1 protein-coding gene is annotated in these 1052 nt (G+C 68.0%); it reads right to left on the reverse strand.

Features of this window, described 5'->3' with window-relative positions:
• Positions 1–916 (reverse strand): DEAD/DEAH box helicase family protein (locus EOA27_RS37740; RefSeq protein ID WP_189562353.1); only part of this gene is annotated, 916 nt, incomplete at its 3' end.
• Positions 917–1052 lie beyond the last annotated feature (136 nt).

Consider the following 1052-nt stretch of genomic DNA (forward strand, 5'->3'; position numbering starts at 1 on the left):
CGTCTGGCGGCAAGTGGCCGAGGGCGACGACGCGCACGCCGCCCTCGGCCACTTGCCGCCAGACGCGTTCGCGCATCCGCGGCGGCAGGTCCGAATGCCACTCCGCCGGCTTGGCGCCGAACCGGTCCTGGAAACGTTCGAGGAAGGCATGGGTCAACGCGATTTCCGGTAGCAGGATCAGCACCTGCCTGACCTTGTCGAGGGCCGCCGCCACCGCTTCGAAATAGACTTCCGTCTTGCCCGAGCCGGTGACGCCATCGAGCAGAGTGACGTTGAAGGCATCGGCAGCGATTGCCGAGCGCAGCCTGTCCGCCGCAGCTTCCTGGTCCGGCATCAATTTCGGCATTGCGTGAGAAGGGTCGGGCGCGGCCACGACCGGCCGCGGCGGGATCATCACCGTCTCGAACACGCCCTGCGCCCGCAATCCGTCGATCACGGTCGAGGACACGCCCGCCGCATGCGCCAGGCCCGAGCGCGTCCAGGCCAGCCCGCCTTCGGCCGTCTCCAGCACGCGTCGCCGCGCGTCCGTCAACCGGTCCGGCTCGGCCAGCGTGCGCTGCAATCCCTCGATCCAGGGCTCCGGGTCGAACGCTTCGGGAGCGCGGAGTAGCATCCGCGCGACCATGCCTGGCGCCGACAGCGTGTAATGCGCGATCCAGTCGACGAAGCGGCGCATGGCCCGGTCGATCGGCGGGCAGTCGAAGACCTCCTCGATCGGCCGCAACTTCTTCGCGTTGACCGTCTCGACCGCGCCGTCCCAGACAATGCCCGCGACCTGGCGCGGCCCGAGCGGCACGCGCACGATCGAGCCCGGCACCACGCGCATGCCGGGCGGCACGGCATAGGTGTAGGGCCGTTCGGCAGGCATCGGCACCAGCACCGGCGCGGCCGCGACAAAGGGCGAATCTTCGATCATCAGGCGTGACCTTGCCCTGACTTTGGTCTAGATCAAAGGGGACCCTCTCATCTGCCTGGCGCCCGCCGGGCAATCCCCAAGGAGACAGCCATGAAGTTTTTCGTCGACACCGCTGACATCAAGGAAATTAAAGAGC

Source organism: Mesorhizobium sp. M2A.F.Ca.ET.037.01.1.1 (assembly GCF_003998075.1).
GTDB lineage: Bacteria > Pseudomonadota > Alphaproteobacteria > Rhizobiales > Rhizobiaceae > Mesorhizobium.